This window comes from Achromobacter sp. (assembly GCF_032102605.1).
GTDB lineage: Bacteria > Pseudomonadota > Gammaproteobacteria > Burkholderiales > Burkholderiaceae_B > Achromobacter.
The window spans coordinates 254,614-270,609 of record NZ_DAMDGT010000002.1 but is presented as its reverse complement, the minus strand read 5'-3'; the positions used below and the strand labels follow the sequence as shown (position 1 = coordinate 270,609).

Here is a 15,996-nt window from a genome sequence, read left to right as displayed (position 1 = left end):
CTGCAAAGCAGCAGATTTAGCCAGTTTTTATGCTGGCATGCCCCGTGATAGTTGCGCTTGAACGACTTCAGCGGCGGGGAATCCGGCGCTGGTATTCGGCCTCCCAGGCAGCGTTGGCGGACCAGAACGGGCCGGGATCGCGCCCGGCAAGGCGGGCGGACAGCACATTCAGGTGGGTATGCCAGCCTCCCGCCACGTCCACCATGTCGTCGCGGCTGGCGAGTTTGCGGTGCGTAAGCACGAGCAGTGCCCCATCGTCCTGCGGCGAGACCTCGAAGATCACCTCGGAAGGCGACCCGGCCGAGCCGCCCCAGGTATAGGCCAGCAGATTCGGCGGCTCGCAACGCGTGATGAGCCCCTGCGTGGTGAGTCCTTCTTCATAGGGTTTGTAGGCTTCGGGTGTCGGTTCGCGCACGGACGACAGGTCTGCGTGCAGAAATCGCAGGGTGACGCCGCCGCCCTCGGTGAGTTCCATGTCGCCGGACGCCAGCCACCGGCCCCTTTTGTCGGATTCCGTCAGCCAGGCCCAGACTTCCTGGACGCTTGCGGGCAAGGTCCGCGTAAAGCGCAAAGAGGCCGGATCCAGCACGACGCCATAGTCACTCATATCGATCTCCTGTGAAGTCCGGAGCCGGACGCGTGTTCATCTTCCGTGCGAAAAGGTCAGCGGCGGGATCTGTGCTTCGTGCTCGGGCGCGGGATCCATCGCGCCGGGATGCTGCGGCAGCGCATCCGTGATGTCGAACCACGGCGCCTTGCTGGCGACGTGGTAGTGCGCTTCGGGCTTGACGCCCGGATCGTCGTCCAGCGCGCCCAGCGGAAGGCCATAGACATCGGGAGTCTGGTCGAAGCGGCTGAGCAGCGGCGTGCCGCAGGCCTCGCAGAATCCGCGGTAATTGCCGGGAGACGAGGCATACCACGTCACGTTTTCTTCGCCCTTGGTCCAGGTGAAGTCACTTGCCTGAACGGTTGCGCGGCTGCGGAAGGCGGCGCCGTGCGATTTGCGGCACATGACGCAATGGCAGTTCAAGGCATCGGTAAGCGGACCGCTGATCTCATACGCAACACGGCCGCACAGGCAGGAACCTTTGATCATGATGAGCGCCAGGCAAGTAGGGGAATGACTTCAATATACCCGCACGCGGGCCGGGCGAATTCGCCATTTGTGACGGATGTCTTTCAGATCGTTGCGCCGTCCCTAATTTCCGCGAAATGTTTCGATCCTCGGGTCATCGTGCTGTCATGCCGCAAAAACAGAATGCGCCCATGGACACATCCAAGGGGATCCGGCGATGACGTACGCCATCGAAGTTCAAGGGCTCACCAAGACGTTTCATGCCGGCGCGAAGGCGCTGGACGGCGTCGACCTGCAGGTGGCCGACGGGGAAATGGTCGCGCTGCTGGGCGCGTCGGGCTCCGGCAAGTCGACCCTGCTGCGGCATCTGGCGGGCTTTGTCGCCGGCGATTCCGGGGCAGGCAGCGTGACCGTCAATGGCCACCTCATCCAGCGCAACGGCCGCCTGAGCCGCAATGTGCGTGGGGCGCGGGCCGGCATCGGTTTCGTGTTCCAGCAATTCAACCTGGTGGGGCGCCTGCCCGTCATCACCAACGTTCTTACCGGCATGCTGCCGCGCGTGCCCCTGTGGCGCAGCCTGACGCGCTGGTTCCTGCGCGATGAAGTGCGCCAGGGCCTGGACGCGCTTGCTCAAGTTGGTATAGACGACTACGCATTTCAGCGCGCCTCCACGCTGTCCGGCGGCCAGCAGCAGCGCGCCGCAATCGCCCGCACCCTGGTGCAGAACGCTCGCGTCATCCTGGCCGACGAGCCCATCGCTTCGCTGGATCCGGAATCGTCGCGTCGCGTCATGGACACGCTGGCGCAGATCAACCGGACGCGCAAGGTGGCGGTGGTGGTGTCGCTGCACCAGGTGGACGTGGCGCTGCGCTACTGCCCGCGTGTGGTGGCCCTGCGCCACGGCAAGGTGGTCTATGACGGCCCGTCGGCTGCGCTTACCCCCGCGATGCTGCGCGACCTGTATGGCTCGGAACTGAGCGAGCTGCTTCCCGAATACGCGCCGCAGACCCCCGCCATGCCGGGCATGGCGCCGCTTTCCCGACTGGCGCAAGCCGCCTGATTCCTACCCCCTTTCTTTCCCGGAGCTTTCCATGCTGCGCAGAACCTTCGTCACCCTCATCGCCACGGCGGCCCTGGCCACCCAGGCTTATGCCCAGGACGCCAAGACGCTGAACTTCGGCATCATCTCGACCGAGTCGTCGACCAACCTGAAGTCCGTCTGGCAGCCCGTCATCGACGACCTGAGCCGCGCCATCGGCGTGCAGGTCAAGCCTTTCTTCGCTTCCGACTACGCCGGCATCATCGAAGGCATGCGCTTCAACAAGGTGCAGATGGGCTGGTTCGGCAACAAGTCCGCCATCGAAGCCGTGGCCCGCGCCCAGGGCGAAGTGTTCGCGTCGGTGATCGACAAGGACGGCAACCCGGGCTATTGGTCGCTGCTGATCGTCAACAAGGACAGCAACCTGAAGACGCTGGACGACGTCCTGAAGAGCGGCGCCAAGCTGAGCTACGGCGCGGGCGATCCGAACTCCACGTCCGGCACCGCGGTGCCCGGCTACTACCTCTGGGCCGCCAACAAGATCGAGCCCAAGACCTTCTTCAAGACGGTGCGCGCGAGCAACCATGAAGCCAATCTGCTGTCGGTCATCAACAAGCAGGTGGACGTGGCCGTCAACAACACCGAAGCGCTGGAGCGCTATCGCCTCAGCACCGGCAAGGACGCCTACGACACCGTGCGCGTCCTGTGGAAGTCGCCGCTGATCCCCGCCGACCCGCTGGTGGTGCGCAGCGATCTTCCCGCAGACCTGAAGACGAAGATCCGCGACTTCTTCGTCAACTACGGCAAGGGCAAGGACGCCGAGCGCGAAATGGCCAACCTGAAGGCGCTGACCTACAAGGGCTTCCGTCCTTCGGACAACCAGCAGTTGGTGCCCATCCGCCAGATCGAACTGGCGCGCGAAAAGGCCAAGGTCGAGGCCGACGCCACGCTGGGCCAGGCCGAAAAGCAGAAGCAGCTTGCGGAACTGGACGGCAAGCTCGCCAGCCTGGGACAGCCCGTCGCCGCCAAGCAGTAAGGCCTGCACAAGCAAGGCCGGCGCGCGAGTTGCGCGCCGGCATCAATTCAATGCATCCCGAAGCGAAATCAACTGACTATGAACCTGGCCACGCATCCTAACCGCCTGCCCGCCGCGCCGCGTTCGTCGCTGCCCGTCCTTCTTGTCTGGGCCGTCGTGCTGGCGCTGCTTGTCATGTCATGGCAAGGCGCGGATATGCGGCCGCTGGACCTGCTGCGAGACTCCGGCAACATGGCGCAGTTCGCGGCCGATTTCTTTCCGCCCAACTTTCGCGATTGGCGCATGTACCTGGACGAGATGATCGTCACGGTGCAGATCGCGGTGTGGGGAACGTTCCTGGCTATCGTGCTGGCGGTGCCGCTGGGCCTGCTGTGTTCGTCGAACATGGTGCCCGCCTGGGTCTACCAGCCGATGCGCCGCCTGATGGATGCGTGCCGCGCCATCAATGAAATGGTCTTCGCGATGTTGTTCATCGTGGCCGTGGGACTGGGGCCGTTCGCCGGCGTGCTGGCGCTGTGGGTCCACACGACCGGGGTGCTGGCCAAGCTGTTTTCGGAAGCCGTCGAGGCGATCGATCCGCGTCCGGTCGAGGGCGTGCGCGCGACCGGCGCCAATGCGCTGGAGGAAATCGTCTACGGCGTGATCCCGCAGGTGCTTCCGCTGTGGATCTCGTATTCGCTGTACCGGTTCGAATCGAACGTGCGGTCGGCGTCGGTCGTGGGTATCGTCGGCGCCGGCGGGATCGGCACGGTGCTGTGGGAAATCATCCGCAGCTTCCGCTACGCGGAGACGTGCGCCGTGATGATCATCATCGTCGCCTTCGTGGTGGTCATCGACATCGTGTCGGCGCGGATACGCAACGCGCTTATCTGAAAAAGCGGGGCCCGCCTGGGCCCCACTTTTCATTGCAGGCCGCGCAGCGCCTGGAATGCCGGCAGCGCCAGCAGGCCCGCCAGGCGCGCGGCGTGGACGTCGACGTCCGACAGCGCGGGGCGCGGCATCAGGAAGTTGACGGTGCCCAGGCACTCGCCGCCATACACGACGGGCACATTGATGACGGACTGCAGCCCCAGCTCGCGGATGGCGTCATGATCGTTGAAGAATTCGCGGATGGCGTCCTCTCCTTCTCCCACGAACACCTGCTGCGCCAGCAAGACATGGCGGCCCCATGCCGTGCCGGTCTTGTCTTTGCTGCCGCCGGGCGGATAGGCCTGGGGGTTCGAGCTGTACAGGCGCACGACGCGCATGGCCTGGGCGTCGTAGCGATTGACGGTGCACAGGGTGTGCGCCAGGCTGAGGCGGGCGTAGTCGTCGACGGCCCGGAAGGCGGCCTGCGCAACGTCAGCCGCCGCGTCGGCGCCGGCATAGGCGCGGGCGATGGCCTGCACGCCCTCCAACGGCTGGTTCAAGGGCGCGCAAGCGCGGGTCATGTCGGTCATTCCGCGGTGATTCCCAGTTCTTTGATCAGCTTGCCGTACTTATCCGCGTCGCGCGCCAGGACCTGGCCGAATTGCTCCGGCGTGGTCTCTGTCAGCAGCACGCCCATGTCGGCCATCTTCTTGATGACCTCGGGACGCTTGAGGATCACGTTGATCTCGCGATTGAGCCTGGCGGTCAGTTCGGGCGGCATGCCGGCCGGGCCGAATGCGCCATACCAGACTGCAAGCTCATAGCCCGGAAGCGTTTCAGCCACGGTGGGCACGTCCGGCAGGAAAGGCGAGCGGGTGTCTTCGGTGACGGCCAGCAGCTTGAGCTTGTTCGTCTGAACGTGCGGCAGCGTCTGCGTTCCGGCACTGAACAGCACCTGCGTGCGGCCGGCCACGGTGTCCAGCACGGCGGGCGCGCCGCCGCGATACGGGATGTGCATCATCTTCACGCCGGCGGCCTTTTCGAAGAGCGCGGCGCTCAGGTGGTTGGTGGAACCCTGGCCCGCCGATGCATAGGCCACGGCATCGGGATTCGCCTTCACGTAGGCGATGAATTCCTTCAGGTTGGACGCCGGCACGGACGGGTGCACCACCATGGTATTGGTGACGAGCGCGAGCTCCGCGATGGGGGTGAAGTCCTTGACGCCGTCGAAGGGCATGTTGGAGTACAGCGCCTGGTTCATCGTATGCGTGCTCATGGAGCCCACCAGCAAGGTGTAGCCGTCCGGCTTGGCGCGCGCGACGAAGGTGGTGCCGATGTTGCCCGATGCGCCCGAGCGGTTCTCGACGATGACAGGCTGGCCCAGCGACTGGGTCAGGCCTTCGGACAGCACGCGCGCCAGGATGTCGGTCGAGCCGCCCGCGGCCCACGGCACGATCAGCGTGATGGGCTTCTCGGGCCAGGCGGCGTGCGTCACCGCGGGCGCGGCGATGGCCAGTCCCAGCGCGAACGTGCGCAGCAGTCGTTTGAATTGCAGTTTCATGGTGTTTACCCCTTGTGATGTTTCCGGTCTGTGCGCCGGTCGATGAAAAACAGGTTTAGCGGCCCACGGCATAGCCTTGCATGCCGCGCGGGTTGGCGCCGGCGCGCAGCAGCAGGCCGTTGCCGGCGGCGGGTTCACGGGTGCAGGCGCTGATCCGGCCTTCGGACCAGTCAGGCCCGACTTTGACGTCGTGGCCGGCGGCGCGCAGTGCGTCCAGCGTGGCGGCCGGCATGCGGGACTCCACCGTCAGGCGGTTCAGCGTCTGCGAACGGGGCCAGAACGAACCCGGGAAGTGGTCGATGTGCCAGGACGGCGCCTCGATGGCCGCTTGCAGGTTCATGCCCATCGCGTGGCGCAGGAAGAAAGCCACCGTCCATTGGTCCTGCTGGTCGCCGCCCGGCGTGCCGAACGCCATGTAGGGCAGCCCGTCGCGCAATGCCAGGCCAGGCGACAGCGTGGTGCAGGGCCGCTTGCCCGGCTGCAGCTGGCCCGGCACGCCCTCGTCCAGCCAGGTCATCTGCAGGCGGGTCGTGAGTGAAAAGCCCAATGCGGGCACGACGGGACTGGACGACAGCCAGCCGCCTGAAGGCGTGGCCGCGACCATGTTGCCGTCGCCGTCGATCACGTCGATCTGGCAGGTGTCGCCCACGAAGATTTCGCGCGAGGCCCATTCGGTCACGGGCGGCAGCGCCGCAAAGGTCGGCTCGCCGACTCCGTAGCGGGTGTCCGAGGCGGCCAGGGTCCGGATCGCGGCGTCCAGGTCGGGCAGGCGGGGCGCCAGGCCGGCCGGACTGCCGGGTTGCAGCGTCGCCGAGGCGCGGTCGCCAATGCCGGCGGCGCGGGCGCGCGCATAGTCGTCGCTGAGCAGCGCCGCCAGCGGGACCTGTGCAAAATCGGGATCGCCATACCAGGCGGTGCGGTCGGCGAACGCCAACTTTGCGGCCTCGGCCACGCGATGCACGAACTGCGGAGACAGCGGATCGAGCGCGTCGACATCCAGATGGCGCAGCATGGCCAGCTGCTGCAGGTGCACCGGCCCCTGCGACCAGACGCCGCATTTGGCGACGGTGTAGCGGCCATATTGGACGGTGAGCGGGTCGTCGTACGTGGCGCGCCAGTCGGCGAGGTCGGCCTTGCGCAGCAGCCCGCGATTGCGCTGGCCCGTCGTGTCGAGCGCGGCTTCGTTCGTGTAGTAGGCGTCGATCTCGTCGGCCACGAAGCCGCGGTACCAGACGTCCAGGGCCGCATCGATACGGCCTTGGCGATCGGTGCTGGCGGCGTGCGCTTCGTCCAGGATGCGCGTGTAGGTGGCCGCGATGGCCGGGGTGCGGAACAGGGCGTCGGGGGCGGGCACCCGGCCGCCCGGCAGCCAGACGTCGCCCGAACTCGTCCATTCGTCGCGAAACAGCGCCTGCACCGCCAGGATCGCCTGCGAGATGCGCGGCACCAGGGGAAAACCGTCGCGCGCATAGTCGATGGCCGGGCGCAGCACATCGGCCAGTTCCCATGTGCCGTAATCGCGCAGCAGCGTCAGCCAGGCGCCGAACGCACCGGGGACGGTGGCGGGCAGCAGGCCGATGCCGGGCACGAGGTCCAGGCCCAGGCCCCGGAAATACGCGGGCGTCGCCAGCGCGGGGGCGGGACCCTGTCCGCACAGCGCACGCATGCGTTGTTCGCGTTCCGACCAGAACAGGATCGGCACCTCGCCGCCGGGTCCGTTCAGGTGCGGTTCGACGATCTGCAGCATGAAGCCGCCGGCCACGGCCGCGTCGTAGGCATTGCCGCCGCGCTCCAGCACGCTCATGGCCACTTGCGACGCGAGCCAATGCGTGGAGGAAACCACGCCGTATGTGCCACGGATTTCGGGGCGGGTCGTGAAGGATGGGTTCATCGGGCGATTCCGGTCGGCAGGCAGATGCCTGAAGTATAGGATCGTGAAATAACTGGATTTACATTTTTAGGCATAATCGGATAACCAATTAGTTATCCAAATGCGCCATGAACTGGGACGCCGCCCGGCTTGCCAACCGCCTGAAGCATCGCCACCTGGCGCTGCTGATCAATATCGACCGTCACAAGTCGCTGACGCGGGTGGCCGCCGCAACCGGAATCAGCCAGCCGGCGGTCACCAAGGCGCTGGCCGAGCTCGAAGACCTTTTTGGCGCGCCGCTCTTCCTGCGCACCGGCAGCGGGCTGCAAGCCACGCCGTTGGGCAGCCTGGCCCTGGTGCGGGCGCGTCATATGATCAGCGACCTGGAACTGTGGGCGCGAGAGGTCGACGCGCTGCACGCCGGACGCTCGGCGCACCTGAACGTGGGCGTGGTGCCGTACGTTTCCAGCGCCCTGCTGACCGCGGCCATCACTCGCCTGCATCAACAGCATGGCGTGACGCTGAGCCTGCACCGCGCCACGACGGACCACCTGGTGCCGATGCTGCGCCAGCACGAACTGGACTGCATCATCAGCCGCGCCACGTCCACGGTGGCGCCCGAGGACCTGATCCATCGCGTGCTGTACCGCCAGAGGCCGCGCCTGATCGCGCATGGAAAGCTGGCCCAGCGGCTGGCGCGGCGCAAGCCTGACTGGGCCGCGGTGGCGGACATGGATTGGGTGCTGCCCGCGGCCAACACGCCGACCCGGCAATTGATCGTGGAGCACTTCATCCGCGCAGAGTTGCGTTCGCCGTCGCCGGTGCTGGAAGCGTATTCCACGGACGTGATCGAAGGCATGCTGACGATGAACGAGACGTTCATCTCGGTCGTGCCGGAGGACATTGCGCGCGAACTCTGCCAGCGCGGCAGGCTGGGCATGGTGCCCTGGGATTTCGGCTGGGAGTTGCCGCCGATCAACCTGATCCGGCGCAAGCGCGAGCAGGCGCTGGCCGCGGAAGATCGCTTCTCTGAAATCCTGCTGGAACTCTGCGGGGACGCAGCCGCGCCCTGGGGCCAGGGCGCGGCCGATCCGTTGGCGCCGCGCTAGGGGCTGGTCACGCCCCTGGCGTACCGTGCGCCAGCGTCGCGCGGGCGATGTGCAGCAATTCGGCGGCAGCCGTCTCCGGCGCGCCGTTGTTGCTGACCCGCATCAGCCCGCAGCGTTCGGGCACCGGAAACGCCTGGATGGCGCGCGTCAGCCGGTCCGATATCTGCGACGCGCTTTCGCGGCCGCGGCCGGCCAGGCGCTGGGCCAGCAGCGAAGGCTCGACCGACACTTCCACCGCTGTCATATCCGGATAGCGCGCGTGCGCCTGTTCAAGATGCGCGCGCGATCCGTTGACAATGACCGCGGCGCCATAACGCAGCCAGGCGTCGATCTCGACGCCGATGCCGTAATGCAGGCCGTGGCTGGCCCAGTGCAACGCAAAGCAACCCAGCGCGGCGCGCCGGGAAAATTCGTCGGGCGTCAGCCGCAGCGCGTCCTCGGTGCCGCTGCTGTCGCGGGTGATGTAGCGATGCGCGACCAGTACGGGTTCCACGGCGCGCACCTGGGCGCGCATCAGTCGCAGCAAGGTGTCCTTGCCGCTGCCCGATGCGCCCATCAGGTAGATCAGGCGGGCGCCGTCGGCGCGAGCGGCGCAGTTCATGGCGCGGCCGGCCCGTCGAGATACCCGGCGCCGGCGGCATCGGTGTGGCTGCCGTCGAAGTGGTAGTGGCGCGCGGCCACGAAATCCGCGCCCGGCTCCGCCTGCACGTAGACGCTGACGCCCATTACCGGCATTGCCTGCCCCCGCAAGGGGTCGGCAAAGGCCGCAATGCCTTCCCGCGCCTGTTCCAGCTCATCGCCTGCAAGCTTGCCGGTCAGGGTGATGTGGAACGTATAGGTGTCGAAGACATAGGGATAGCCCCAGCGCTCCAGCATTGCGCGCTGCGCAGGCGTCAACGCATGCGGCTGGCGTCGCGCGGTTTCGTCGGGCGTGGACGGCGCGCGCAGCGTATCAAGGCCGCGCACAGCGGCGTCGGCCAGCGCCTGGATGCGCAGACGACCCTGTTTGTCGGCGTCGGCGATGCGCCACGCAAGAAAGCCTCTTAGCGGCTCGCATTCAAGCTGCACGGAGAACGGGTCGTCCTGGCTTGCAAGCCGGCGAGCCGCTGCGTCCACGTCGGCGGGACTGTTGCCCGGGCTCAGGCGGAACGGCGGTTTGAGCGTCGCGTGCAGGCCGTAGTGGCGCGGCGCCCGGGTCCAGTGCGCGGATTCGGCCGCCTGGCCGGGCAGCGGCTCCAGGGCATCTCCGGTATCGGCGCAACGGCCGAGCCAGCGGCTGCCGAGTTCCCGCCATGGGCCCGTGGGCGCAAGATACAGCGCGTAGCGATGGGCGAGCGGCATGGTCAGGCCGCCATCCGTTGCCCGTGCTCCGCGCCGAAGGCGCGCGTCGCGTAGCGCAGTTCGCCGCCGACGATGGCCGCGCAGACCCGCGGCAGTCCCGGCACGCGATCATCCACCACGATGGCGTCCGCGATCAGGCCGGGCGTCAGTGCGCCGCGGTCTTTCAGTCCTGCGGCGCGCGCCGGGTTCAGCGACACCAGGTTCCAGGCCTGGTCCAGCGGCACTACGCCGTCGTGGGCGAGGCGCATCACGGCCGCCAGCGGCGCGGGGTAGTAGTAGTCGGAAGTCAGGATGTCGCACAGGCCGGCGCGGATCATCTCGGTCGCGCTGGGCGCCCCGGTATGGCTGCCGCCGCGCACGACGTTGGGCGCGCCGAAGACCACGGAATCGCCCAGGTCGCGGGCCACGCCCGCGGCGTCGCGCGTCAGCGGAAATTCGGCGACCTCGCAGCCCAGCTGGTGATAGTAGCGGCGCGTGGCGGCGTCAGGATCGTCGTGTGACGCGACTCTGAGCCCGGCCTCGTGCGCGGTGCGTGTCAGTTCGCGCATGGCGTCGGCCACGCAATCGGCCGCCGACATGGCGGAGCGAATGCGTTCCTGGAAGACGTCCAGGTCGCATTCCGCACGGTTCGCGTACTGCATCAGCTTGCGCTCGTCGCCAAGCCGTCGCGCCATGCTGGGCAGGTGGTCGTTCAGGGCCAGGAAGCGGACGCGGCCGTCGCGGATCCATTGCTGCGCGATGTCCAGCCCGCCCACGTGATGGGTTTCGAAACGCAGGTGCACGTAATGTCGCGCGCCCAGGATGTGCCGCATGTTCTCCAGGGCGTCGAACATGCGTTCGGCGTAGGCTTCGCCCCGCAGTCCGCCTTCCCAGGACAGCGTGACGCCGTGGAATTCGGTGGTGATGCCGTTGGCCAGCAGTTGACGGTCGACGTCGAAGAGGGCGTTGTCGTAGGGAAAGGTAACGCTGGGGCGCGGCATGATGGCGCGCTCGAATGCGTCGCCGTGCAGGTCCACGATGCCGGGCAGCACCAGCAGGTCTCCGGCGTCGAACCAGGAGGCCCCGCGGGCGGCGGAACCGCCGGCATCATCGATCAGGCCTGCGTTAAAGCGCAGGCTGGCCTGCGCGATGCCATGAGGAGTCAGGATACGTTGGCCTGTGACACCGGCCAGGGGCGAGGGGGCGTGTGCGTTCATGGGGTGACGTTATCGATGTTGCATTACAACCAGATGTCTAGATGTGTTTAGCTGCTTGCCGATAATCTTCGGCTCCGCCGCATTTCGGCGGAGCATTGCCTTCGCCAGGGCTCAGCCGTCGTCCACCACCATGAGCTGCACCAGATCGCCCACGAAACGGGTGATGCTGTACTGCAAGGGCGCGCCGTCCTGATCGACGTTCAAAGCTTCCACCTGCAGGATCGGACGCGTCTTGGGTTGCCCCAGCAGCCGCGCGACTTCGGGCGAGGGCAGGGCGGCGGTGATGCGAGACCACTTGCGTGTGTAGTCGCCGATGCCGTAATGCGCGTACACCTTGGACACCGAGCGCAGCGACGCAATGCGGTCGGTGAAATCCGGAAAGCGCTTTTCGTCGAAGAAATGCTCGGATGCGCTGATGGGGCGGTTCTCGGCCTTGCCCACCATCTGGACGCGCAGCAGCGGCGCGTTGCGCGCCAGGCCCAGGTGCTTGGCGATGTCGGCGGCGCGGACGGTCTGGCTGCCCAGCGCTTCCAGGTGGCCCAGCATGCCCTGGCTGCGCAGGTTCTCGGAAAAGCGCGTGCGCTTGCCGATGGCGTAGTCGATGGCATGTTCCTGCACGAAGGTGCCGCGCCCTTGCTCGATGCGAACCAGGCCGCTTTGTTCCAGTTCGCCCATGGCGCGCCGGATGGTGTGGCGGTTGACCGAGAATTTGGCGGCCAGTTCGGGTTCGGACGGCAATTGTTCGCCCGCCCCGTAGAGTTTGTTGCGGATGTCGTCCGCCAGCGATTCGCCGATTTGCCGCCAGACGGCGATGCCGGAACCTCGTTCAACCATAGGGTGCGCTCGTGCTGTCACATCAAGTTCATGAAATTTGGCTGTGATTGTGCATCATGTGGCCGCCGCGGGATAGGCGGCGCGCAATGGCTGCAACTGTCATCAAAAGTTCACGCCAGGTTGTTGAACTTCGGAATTGAAGCGATCATACTCCATCCGGTCGTCTAGACGTGTAGAGGAAATATGGACTACTCACAAGCAGGGCAATCCGCGGCGGACCCGCGGCGCGCCGCCTGGATGCGCGTGCTGGCGCTGGCCGACCCGGCTGCGCTGAATGGCGCGTTCGGCGCGCTGGCGGGGCTGCCGCCCCATCGCACGCTAAGGCCCGCGCAAACCGGCATGGCCATGGTTCGAGCGCGCAGCGGCGGCACCGGCGCGCGGTTCAACCTGGGAGAAATGACCGTGACACGTTGCGCCGTAACCATGGACGAGGGCGTCGTCGGCGTCGCCTACGTGCAGGGAAGGTCGCTGCGCCACGCCGAACAGGCTGCCGTTGCAGACGCTTTGCTGCAGTTGCCGGACTGGCACGAGACGGTGCAAACCCAGCTGATTCAGCCGCTGGCGCGTCAGCACAAGGAACGCGCGGATCGCCAGGCCCGTGCGGCGGAGCAGACCAAGGTGGAGTTCTTCACGATGGTGCGAGGCGAGGACTGACATGCGACATGAAACGCTGACTACCGCGGCTGGGCGCCGGACTTTGCTGCCGGGCTTCGCAGATGCGGGCCACGACGCGCAGACCACCTTCCGCGCGGCGCTGAACGCGCTGGCCCACCCGGGCCGCGTGCAGGACATATCGGCCGGCAGCGGCGTCCCGGACGGGCTGTCGCCCGCGATGACGGCCCTGCTGCTGACCCTCGTGGACGTGGACACGCCGCTGTGGCTGCCGCCGTCCGCCAGCGAGGACGTCATCGCCTTCCTGCGCTTTCATTGCGGCTGCCCCATCGTGCCTTCGCCGGCGCTGGCGCGCTTTGCAGCCGTGCCCGCTGGCGCGAAGGCCCCTGCGCTTTCGGCCTGCCATCAGGGCGACCCGGCTTATCCCGACCTGTCGACCACTTTGCTGATCGAGGTCGGCTCGCTGACGGACGGCGACGCCGTCCACCTTTCCGGACCCGGCATCCAGACGCGGCAGACGTTGTGCGCCGCCGGTCTGCCGGACGGCTTCTGGCGCGAATGGCGTCTGAACCAACAACGCTTTCCGCTCGGGGTGGATGTCTTCCTGACGCAGGACCGGCGGATTTGCGGGCTGCCTCGCAGCACGCACCTGGAGAGCTGACATGTACGTAGCCGTAAAGGGCGGCGAACGCGCCATCCTCAATTCCTATCGCATGCTGGACGACTTCCGGCGCGGCGACCGCGAACTGCCCGAGCTGAGCGTCGAGCAGATTCGCGCGCAGATGCCGTTGGCCGTGTCGCGCGTCATGTCGGAAGGCTCGCTCTACGATCCGCAACTGGCCGCGCTGGCGATCAAGCAGGCGGCCGGCGATTTGATCGAAGCAGTTTTCCTGCTGCGCGCCTATCGCACCACCTTGTCGCGCTATGGCTACACGCAGCCGGTCGACACCGGCCGCATGCGCCTTTCCCGCCGCATCTCGTCCACGTTCAAGGACCTGCCGGGCGGACAGATGCTGGGGCCGACCTACGACTACACGCAGCGGCTGCTGGACTTTTCGCTGGAGGCTGGACGCGAGGCCGATGCGTTGCCGCAGGGCGTAGCCATGCCGGGTGTTGCAACGCCCGACGACAGCAAACCGGACAGCGCCATGCCGCGCGTGACCGACCTGCTGGCGCAGGACGACCTGATCGACGCGGAGCCCGTGCCCGAGGGCGATCCGGAGCCCTTCGACCTGACGCGCCAACCGCTGGGATTTCCCGCCACGCGGGCCGCGCGGCTGCAGAATCTGGCGCGCGCCGACGAGGGTTTCCTGCTGTCCATGGGGTATTCCACCCAGCGCGGCTACGGCAACACGCATCCTTTCGCGGCGGAGATCCGCTACGGCGCGCTCGAAGTCGAGATGCATATCGAAGAGCTTGGGTTCGCCGTCGTGGTGGGCGAACTGGACATCACCGAATGCCAGATGGTCAGCCAGTTCGCGGGCAATGCCGAGGAAGCTCCGAAGTTCACGCGCGGTTACGGCCTGACCTTCGGATATGGCGAACGCAAGGCCATGTCGATGGCGCTGGTGGACCGCGCCCTGAAGGCGAACGATCTCGGCGAACGCGCCGACTCGCCCGCCAATAACCACGAATTCGTGCTCTATCACAGCGACAACGTCGAGGCGTCGGGCTTCGTGCAGCACCTGAAGCTGCCGCACTACGTGGACTTCCAGGCCAACCTGGAACTGTTGCGTCGGCTGCGCGCGGAACGCGGCGCCGCTGAACCCGCGGCGTCCGACGACGCGCGCAATGATCTGATCGACGAGGCGGTCTCCCCATGACGACGAACACGGCTACGGTCGAACGCGACGACCACTACAACTTCGCCTACCTGGACGAATCCACCAAGCGCATGCTGCGCCGCGCCCTGCTCAAGGCCGTGGCGATCCCCGGCTACCAGGTGCCGTTCGGCAGCCGCGAGATGCCATTGCCCTATGGCTGGGGCACGGGCGGCATCCAGGTCACCGCGTCCATCATCGGCCGAGACGACGTGCTGAAGGTGATCGACCAGGGCTCGGACGACACGACCAACGCCATCAGCATCCGCCGCTTCTTCGGACGCGTGACGGGCGTGGCGACCACGGAATCCACGCCGGCAGCCACCATCGTGCAGACGCGTCACCGGATCCCCGAGACGCCGCTGGTCGAAGGGCAGGTGATGGTGTTCCAGGTGCCGATCCCGGAGCCCCTGCGCTGGCTGGAACCCAGCGAGACCGAAACCCGCACCATGCACGCGCTGGCCGAATACGGCGGGATGCACGTCAAGCTGTACGAGGACATCGCGCGCCACGGCCACATCGCCACGACCTATGACTACCCCGTCATCGTGAATGACCGCTACATGATGCGGCCCTCGCCCATCCCCAAGTTCGACAATCCCAAGCTGGACAACAGCCCCGCGTTGATGTTGTTCGGCGCCGGGCGCGAGAAGCGCGTCTATGCCGTTCCTCCCTACACCCGCGTGAAGAGCCTGGATTTCGAGGACCATCCCTTCACGGTGGAAAAGTGGACCGAATGCTGCGACCAGTGCGGCTCACGCGACAGCTATCTGGACGAGATCATCCTGGATGACGCCGGCACGCGCCGCTTCGTCTGCTCGGACACCGAATACTGCAATCACCGCCAGGCGGAGATGCGCGACAGCGAGGCCGCCGCATGAATTCCCAACCCCTGCTTTCCGTGCGCAACATGACGCGCACCTGGGACGGCACGCACGGCTGCCGCAACGTCAGCTTCGATCTCTTTCCGGGCGAAGTGCTGTGCGTGGTCGGCGAGTCCGGTTCCGGCAAAAGCACGCTGCTGTCCGCGGTGTCCTACCAGACCCGGCCGGACGCGGGCAGCGTGTGGTACGACACGCGCGACCAGGGCTTCATCGACCTTGCCTCGCTGCAAAGCGCGCGCCTGCGCCTGCTGTCGCGCACCGACTGGGGCTACGTCCGCCAGAACGCCCGCGACGGCCTGCGCATGCAGGTCAGCGCGGGCGCCAACATCGCCGAGCGGCTGATGGCCGTGGGCGACCGCCACTACGGCGACTTGCGCCAGGCCGCGGGAAACTGGCTGCAAAAAATGGAGATCGACGCGGGCCGCCTGGACGACGCGCCGGTGTCCTTTTCGGGCGGCATGCAGCAGCGCCTGCAGATCGCGCGCAACCTCGTGACGCATCCGCGGCTGGTCTTCATGGACGAGCCCACGGCTTCGCTGGACGTCTCGGTGCAGGCGCGGCTGCTGGACCTGCTGCGCCAGCTTGTGGCCGACCTGGGGTTGGCCGCCATCGTCGTGACGCACGACCTGGCCGTGGCGCGCCTGCTGGCGCACCGCACGCTGGTCATGCGCGGCGGCGAGGTCGTCGAAAGCGGGCTGACGGATCAGATCCTGGACGATCCGCAGCATCCCTACACACAGTTGCTGGTGTCCTCCATCCTGCAGAGCTGA

18 protein-coding genes are annotated in these 15,996 nt (G+C 66.8%); 9 read left to right on the top strand and 9 right to left on the bottom strand.

Annotated elements, in window-relative coordinates:
* Window positions 1-67: 67 nt before the first annotated feature.
* The gene (locus tag RT614_RS05930; RefSeq protein ID WP_313620957.1) at window positions 68-607 is read right to left on the bottom strand and encodes an SRPBCC family protein; all 540 of its coding nucleotides are present in this window, start codon (window positions 605-607) and stop codon (window positions 68-70) included.
* 36 nt (window positions 608-643) lie between these two features.
* Window positions 644-1,096, bottom strand: coding sequence for a GFA family protein (locus RT614_RS05925; protein WP_313620956.1), 453 nt, complete (start codon window positions 1,094-1,096; stop codon window positions 644-646).
* 196 nt (window positions 1,097-1,292) lie between these two features.
* On the opposite strand from RT614_RS05925, the gene phnC reads away from it, so the two are divergent.
* The 3 genes from phnC to phnE all read left to right on the top strand — a co-directional run bounded on the left by phnC (window position 1,293) and on the right by phnE (window position 4,023).
* Window positions 1,293-2,135 (top strand): phosphonate ABC transporter ATP-binding protein, encoded by an 843-nt coding sequence (gene phnC / locus RT614_RS05920; RefSeq protein ID WP_313620955.1) that lies wholly within the window; start codon window positions 1,293-1,295, stop codon window positions 2,133-2,135.
* 31 nt (window positions 2,136-2,166) lie between these two features.
* Window positions 2,167-3,150 (top strand): phosphonate ABC transporter substrate-binding protein, encoded by a 984-nt coding sequence (gene phnD, locus RT614_RS05915; protein WP_313620953.1) that lies wholly within the window; start codon window positions 2,167-2,169, stop codon window positions 3,148-3,150.
* 78 nt (window positions 3,151-3,228) lie between these two features.
* On the top strand, window positions 3,229-4,023 hold the full coding sequence (phnE, locus tag RT614_RS05910; RefSeq protein WP_313620951.1) for a phosphonate ABC transporter, permease protein PhnE: 795 nt from the start codon (window positions 3,229-3,231) through the stop codon (window positions 4,021-4,023).
* A 29-nt stretch (window positions 4,024-4,052) separates the two neighbouring features.
* Here phnE and RT614_RS05905 read toward each other — a convergent pair whose 3' ends face one another.
* From RT614_RS05905 to RT614_RS05895, 3 genes are read right to left on the bottom strand one after another with little or no spacing between them, the layout of a single operon-like run.
* Window positions 4,053-4,589 carry a GAF domain-containing protein gene (locus RT614_RS05905; protein WP_313620949.1) on the bottom strand — a complete coding sequence of 179 codons (537 nt, stop codon included), beginning with the start codon at window positions 4,587-4,589 and terminating at the stop codon, window positions 4,053-4,055.
* Window positions 4,586-5,560 (bottom strand): tripartite tricarboxylate transporter substrate binding protein, encoded by a 975-nt coding sequence (locus RT614_RS05900; RefSeq protein WP_313620948.1) that lies wholly within the window; start codon window positions 5,558-5,560, stop codon window positions 4,586-4,588. The genes RT614_RS05905 and RT614_RS05900 overlap by 4 nt, the downstream gene beginning before the upstream one ends.
* Window positions 5,561-5,615: 55 nt before the next feature.
* Complete coding sequence (locus RT614_RS05895) at window positions 5,616-7,451, bottom strand: gamma-glutamyltransferase family protein (protein WP_313620946.1); 1,836 nt, start codon at window positions 7,449-7,451, stop codon at window positions 5,616-5,618.
* 107 nt (window positions 7,452-7,558) lie between these two features.
* Between RT614_RS05895 and RT614_RS05890 the strand changes: the two genes are divergently transcribed.
* Window positions 7,559-8,539: a LysR family transcriptional regulator gene (locus RT614_RS05890; protein ID WP_313620944.1), complete on the top strand. Its 981-nt coding sequence runs from the start codon at window positions 7,559-7,561 to the stop codon at window positions 8,537-8,539.
* 7 nt (window positions 8,540-8,546) lie between these two features.
* Here the strand turns inward: RT614_RS05890 and phnN are convergent, their stop codons facing one another.
* The 4 genes from phnN to phnF all read right to left on the bottom strand — a co-directional run bounded on the left by phnN (window position 8,547) and on the right by phnF (window position 11,910).
* On the bottom strand, window positions 8,547-9,140 hold the full coding sequence (gene phnN, locus RT614_RS05885; RefSeq protein WP_313620942.1) for a phosphonate metabolism protein/1,5-bisphosphokinase (PRPP-forming) PhnN: 594 nt from the start codon (window positions 9,138-9,140) through the stop codon (window positions 8,547-8,549).
* On the bottom strand, window positions 9,137-9,880 hold the full coding sequence (locus tag RT614_RS05880; RefSeq protein WP_313620941.1) for a DUF1045 domain-containing protein: 744 nt from the start codon (window positions 9,878-9,880) through the stop codon (window positions 9,137-9,139). The genes phnN and RT614_RS05880 overlap by 4 nt, the downstream gene beginning before the upstream one ends.
* Before the next feature lie 2 nt (window positions 9,881-9,882).
* Complete coding sequence (locus tag RT614_RS05875; protein ID WP_313620940.1) at window positions 9,883-11,076, bottom strand: alpha-D-ribose 1-methylphosphonate 5-triphosphate diphosphatase; 1,194 nt, start codon at window positions 11,074-11,076, stop codon at window positions 9,883-9,885.
* A gap of 111 nt (window positions 11,077-11,187) precedes the next feature.
* A complete protein-coding gene (phnF, locus tag RT614_RS05870) occupies window positions 11,188-11,910 on the bottom strand; it encodes a phosphonate metabolism transcriptional regulator PhnF (protein WP_313620938.1) in 723 nt (240 codons plus the stop codon).
* Window positions 11,911-12,093: 183 nt separating this feature from the next.
* Between phnF and phnG the strand changes: the two genes are divergently transcribed.
* The 5 genes from phnG to phnK are packed head-to-tail and all read left to right on the top strand — an operon-like array spanning window position 12,094 to window position 15,996.
* A complete protein-coding gene (gene phnG, locus RT614_RS05865) occupies window positions 12,094-12,564 on the top strand; it encodes a phosphonate C-P lyase system protein PhnG (RefSeq protein WP_313620937.1) in 471 nt (156 codons plus the stop codon).
* A 1-nt stretch (window position 12,565) separates the two neighbouring features.
* Window positions 12,566-13,183 carry a phosphonate C-P lyase system protein PhnH gene (gene phnH / locus RT614_RS05860; protein ID WP_313620936.1) on the top strand — a complete coding sequence of 206 codons (618 nt, stop codon included), beginning with the start codon at window positions 12,566-12,568 and terminating at the stop codon, window positions 13,181-13,183.
* A gap of 1 nt (window position 13,184) precedes the next feature.
* Entirely contained in the window at window positions 13,185-14,345 is a 1,161-nt protein-coding gene (locus tag RT614_RS05855) for a carbon-phosphorus lyase complex subunit PhnI (protein WP_313620935.1), read from the top strand.
* Window positions 14,342-15,223 (top strand): alpha-D-ribose 1-methylphosphonate 5-phosphate C-P-lyase PhnJ, encoded by an 882-nt coding sequence (locus RT614_RS05850; RefSeq protein ID WP_313620933.1) that lies wholly within the window; start codon window positions 14,342-14,344, stop codon window positions 15,221-15,223. Before RT614_RS05855 ends, RT614_RS05850 begins: the two co-directional genes overlap by 4 nt.
* The gene (phnK, locus tag RT614_RS05845) at window positions 15,220-15,996 is read left to right on the top strand and encodes a phosphonate C-P lyase system protein PhnK (RefSeq protein WP_313620931.1); all 777 of its coding nucleotides are present in this window, start codon (window positions 15,220-15,222) and stop codon (window positions 15,994-15,996) included. The genes RT614_RS05850 and phnK overlap by 4 nt, the downstream gene beginning before the upstream one ends.